The following is a 4,485-nucleotide window of genomic DNA, read 5'->3' as shown; positions in this document are numbered from 1 at the left end:
CTACAACTCTCTGCTGTTCGCATACGCCTGGCTACGCCGCGACTTACAAGTCAGGACGACCAAGGAAATATCAACGGTTACCGCGTCGAGTATGCGGTGGATGTGGCCACTGATGGAGGTGCATATCAGGAGGTGCTGGTGGGCGCCATGGACGGCAAGACCACCACACGCTACGAGCGGTCACTGCCAATCAAGCTACCTACTGCTACAAGTGGCTGGCTTATTCGTGTTCGCCGAATCACCCCAAACCAGAACACCGACAAGATAGCTGACAGCACTCTCATCGCCGGCTACACGCAGGTTATTGACGAGAAGTTGCGCTATCCAAACACCGCGCTTTTGTTCATCGAGTTCAACGCCGAGCAATTCACAAATATTCCGGCCGTGACAGTGAAATGCAAGGCGCGCCGCTGGCAGGTGCCGAGCAACTACGACCCGGTGGCCCGGACCTACTCCGGGGCTTGGGACGGCACCATGAAGGAGGCTTGGACCAATAATCCAGCGTGGGTAACGTACGGCATCTGCACTCAGGACCGTTTCGGTTTAGGCCGACGCATAAAGCCGTGGATGGTGGATAAGTGGGAGCTTTACCGCATCGCGCAATATTGCGACCAACTGGTATCTGACGGCGCGGACGGGCAAGAGCCGCGCTTCCTATGCGATATGAACCTGCAGGGCAAATCGGATGCTTGGTCGCTTCTGCGAGATATCGCAGGCATTTACCGGGGCATGACATATTGGGCTCAGGGCCAGTTGGTGATGCAGGCGGACATGCCCCGCTCACAGGACATCGACTATGTCTTCACCAGGTCGAACGTGATTGACGGCAAGATTTCCTACGGCAGCGCCTCAGCGAAGACGCGCTTCACGCGGTGTCTTGTGAGCTACGACAACCCGCTCAACAACTACGACACCGATGTCACCGTCTATTCCGACTTGCCGCTACAGCGCCGCCTGGGCGACAAACCAACGGAAATCAGCGCTATAGGCTGCACCCGCGCGTCTGAGGCCCAACGCCGGGCCAAATGGCTTGTGCTGAGCAACAACCAGGACCGCACTATCAACTTCAAGACCGGCATGGAAGGCCGAATTCCGCTGCCTGGTTTCATCATTCCAGTCGCCGACTCGTTGCTCGCCGGCCGAGAGATCGGCGGTCGAATCGCCGCGGCTGCCGGCAAGGTCATCACGCTTGATCGCGACACCCTGGCAAAAGCAGGCGATCGCCTGGTCATCAACCTGCCAGGCGGGCGTGCGGAGGGGCGCACCGTGGAAGGCGTGAGCGGGCGCAATATCGCCGTCACAGTGGCCTACAGCGAACCGCCAGCAGTACAACTTCAGTGGGCAATCGATGCGGATGATCTGGCCATCCCTCTTTATCGAGTGATCAGGACCGCACGCACGCAAGAGGGCGATTACGAAATCAGTGCGCTGCAGTATGAGCCAAGCAAGTTCCCAAGCATTGACACGGGTGCCCGCTTGGAAGACCGCCCAATAAGCGTTATTCCAATCACCGTCGTTGCCCCTCCGGCGAGTGTCACTGTCACGTCGAACGTGTCGATTGATCAGGGTCTGGCCATCAGCACCATGAACATCTCGTGGCCTGCCGTTACCGGCGCGGTCGCTTATGACGTGGAGTGGCGCAAGGATAGCGGCAACTGGATCAAGGTGCAGCGCACGGGTTCGACGAGTGTGGACGTCACCGGTATTTACTCGGGCGCCTACCTGGCCCGCGTGCGGTCGGTGAGCGCCTTCGAAATCTCGTCGGTCTGGAAAAGCTCCGTACTGACCAATCTGAAAGGGAAGGTTGGGTTGCCGCTGGCGGTGAGCTCGCTCACCACTACCAGTGAGCTGTTCGGCATCAGCATCAAGTGGGCTTTCCCACCTGGTGCAGAGGACACCCAGCGCACCGAGCTTTGGTATGGCCCGGCGAACAACCTGCCCGCCGCAACGAAGCTGGCCGACCTGGCTTACCCGCAGGCCGACTACCGCATGCAGCAACTGTTGGCGGGCGCCACGCTGTTCTTCTGGGCTCGCCTGGTGGACCGCACTGGCAACGTCGGCCCGTTCTACCCGGTTGTGAATGGGGTGATGGGGCAGGCGAGCGCTGACGCTGGGCCGATCCTCAAAATGTTGGCGGGAAAGATCAGCAAGACTGAGCTTGGTCAGGATCTGCTCAGCGACATTAACAAGATCCCCGGCCTGCAGGACCAGATCGATGCACTGGACGACATCCTGCTGTACGACCCCGCGAGGACCTATGCAGCCGGCGACACGGTGCGGCAAGGGCAGCGGCTTTATCAGGCTATCGCCAGCGTACCGGCCAACAAGCCACCGCCGAATGCCACTTACTGGCTCGACGTCGGGCAGACAGTTGGAACTGTCGGCGCCCTGGCGCAGCAGGTCGCGCTCAACAAAACCAACATCGAGACTGTCGACGGCAAGGTTGTCGCCCAGGCCTCAACGCTCAATGCACTTCGCGCCGCCACCCGGGACGATAGCGGCAACGGTGAAAAGATTGATGCGCTCAAGGGCTGGAGCAGCACTGCGGCTATTGCCCGCGAAGAGTTAGTGCGATCTTCGGCGAACGAGGCTACGGCGCAGCGCCTGATAACGCTCGACGCTACTGTCGGTGACAGCGGCGCCAAGATCACAAATCTTGAACGAGTTACTGCGACGGACCGCACGGCTACGGCTGAAAGCATCACGCAACTCAACGCCAAGGCCGGTGCCAATGAGACCGCCATTCAGACCACCAGCAAAGCGGTGGCCAAAATGAGCGGGGATCTGTCGACGATCTGGTCAGTGAAAATGGAGACCACTGCGGGAGGCCAGAAGTACGCCGCTTCGTTTGGATTGGGCTTGCAGGTCGACCCATCTGGGGTTTCGTCGCAGTTCGTGGTCAGGGCGGACACCTTCATGCTGCTCAACCTGGCAAATGGCACGCCCGTGTCGCCTTTCTCGGTTACCGGCGGGCAGACCTTCATCAGCTCAGCATTTATCCAGGACGGAACGATCACCAACGCCAAGATCGGCAACTACATACAGTCGAACAACTATGTTGCAGGAAGCACTGGTTGGAAGCTGTTCTTCGACGGGACGTTTGAAATCAATGGCGTTGTTCCAGGTCAGGGGCGATCAATGATGACGAATCGCTCTTTACGATTCTGGGATGTGAACGGTGTTAAACGTGTACAGCTAGGAGATCAAACCGAATGAGTTCTGGATTGCGGCTGTGGTCGACGAACGGTGCTCTTGAGTTTGATACAAGCACTTCCACCTACAGAATTGTACTTTCCCTTTTGGTTTCTTACGCAGCAGGGGGCGGAGGTCAAAGATCGTTTTCCGTGCCTGGGTGCACCCCTAACAACTCTATTTGCTTTCTTTTGCCGATAAATAACGATACTGCGCAGGTCGCCTCTAACCGGCAGCTTGAGTGCGAAATGGGTCAAGGGGTCGCGTATGTGAGGAATTACCTTGCGCCTAGGCCTAGTGATTCTTTTTCATCGGCAACAATGCGTCTAATCGTCGCAAGGTGGGTTTGATGAGCTATGGTCTAAGCGTTGTAAATGATTTGGGATCAGTATCTCTTGACTCGGAATATGCCAGGCTTTGTGTGTTTCACAAAGGCTCCTATACGGCGAACGCTGGGATTTCTTTCCAGAAGGTAGTCACTACCCAAGAGCCTCCGCTTGTTTTCATTCGACCTCAAAATAATAGTTCGATTATTCAGCTCGGCGTATTGCTTGTTGGCTCTGCAGGCTCTTGGACTGGTGCAACCGTAGTATCTAATCAGGCGCATTCCGGAGATATATTTGTAGGTGCTTTTTCGTCGACACCCTCTGCTTCTTACGGGCTTAGGATGTGGGATGCCGATGCAAAACAAATATTTGATTCTGGAACTCAAGCCGCAGTATTTACTCGCGCTATTGCGAACTGTAGCTATACCCATTCGGATCAGAACTCTCAAGGTTTAATAACAAATTGGTACTCCATACCGATGAACTACGCGCTTGGAGATTACCTGATGATAAATAACGCACGTATGCCAATGATGGCCGGGAACAACGAGTCACGGGGTACCGGACTTAGATATGATTTTACGGCGGGTGTGATCAGGTTTAGCGTCACTACTGTTACTAACCCAACCTACTTTATGCTTCAGGCCATATTCGGGAAGATTGCGGCTTGAATTAAGCAGCCCATTTATGTATGCCGCCTTGAGCGGTTTTTTAACGACCGGAGAAAAATATGGTTTGGCAAAGAGCCGGAACAGTTGCTGTACAAAACGGCAGCACCACTGTCGTCGGCGCAAACGTGGATTTCGCCGCCAGCAGCCGGAATGGCGACTCATTCGTTGGTCCAGACGGTGCGACCTACGAGGTAGCCAACGTCGCCAGTTCCACGGTTATCTCGATCCTACCCGCGTACAAGGGCCCGACTGTCAGCGGTGCTGCCTACGCCATCATGCCCGTGCAGGGCTACGAC

The 4,485-nt window shown here is 56.3% G+C and carries 2 protein-coding genes and 1 pseudogene; all 3 read left to right on the top strand.

Annotated elements, in window-relative coordinates; translation table 11 throughout:
- On the top strand, positions 1-3,216 hold a 3,216-nt coding region (locus WBB95_RS15475), incomplete at its 5' end, for a host specificity protein J (protein ID WP_424488382.1).
- Positions 3,217-3,541: 325 nt separating this feature from the next.
- Positions 3,542-4,189 (top strand): hypothetical protein, encoded by a 648-nt coding sequence (locus WBB95_RS15470; RefSeq protein WP_424488381.1) that lies wholly within the window; start codon positions 3,542-3,544, stop codon positions 4,187-4,189.
- Positions 4,190-4,248: 59 nt separating this feature from the next.
- A pseudogene (locus tag WBB95_RS15465) lies at positions 4,249-4,485 on the top strand (phage tail protein); the annotation flags it as partial.

Origin of the sequence: Pseudomonas sp., assembly GCF_049645325.1 — a bacterium.
In the GTDB taxonomy this organism is placed as follows: Bacteria; Pseudomonadota; Gammaproteobacteria; order Pseudomonadales; family Pseudomonadaceae; genus Aquipseudomonas.
This window is presented reverse-complemented; position numbering and strand designations above follow the sequence as displayed.

What these genes read in the sequence shown, in the direction of transcription:
- WBB95_RS15470 (WP_424488381.1), top strand. Translation starts at nt 3,542, where the DNA reads ATGAGCTATGGTCTAAGCGTTGTAAATGATTTGGGATCAGTATCTCTT.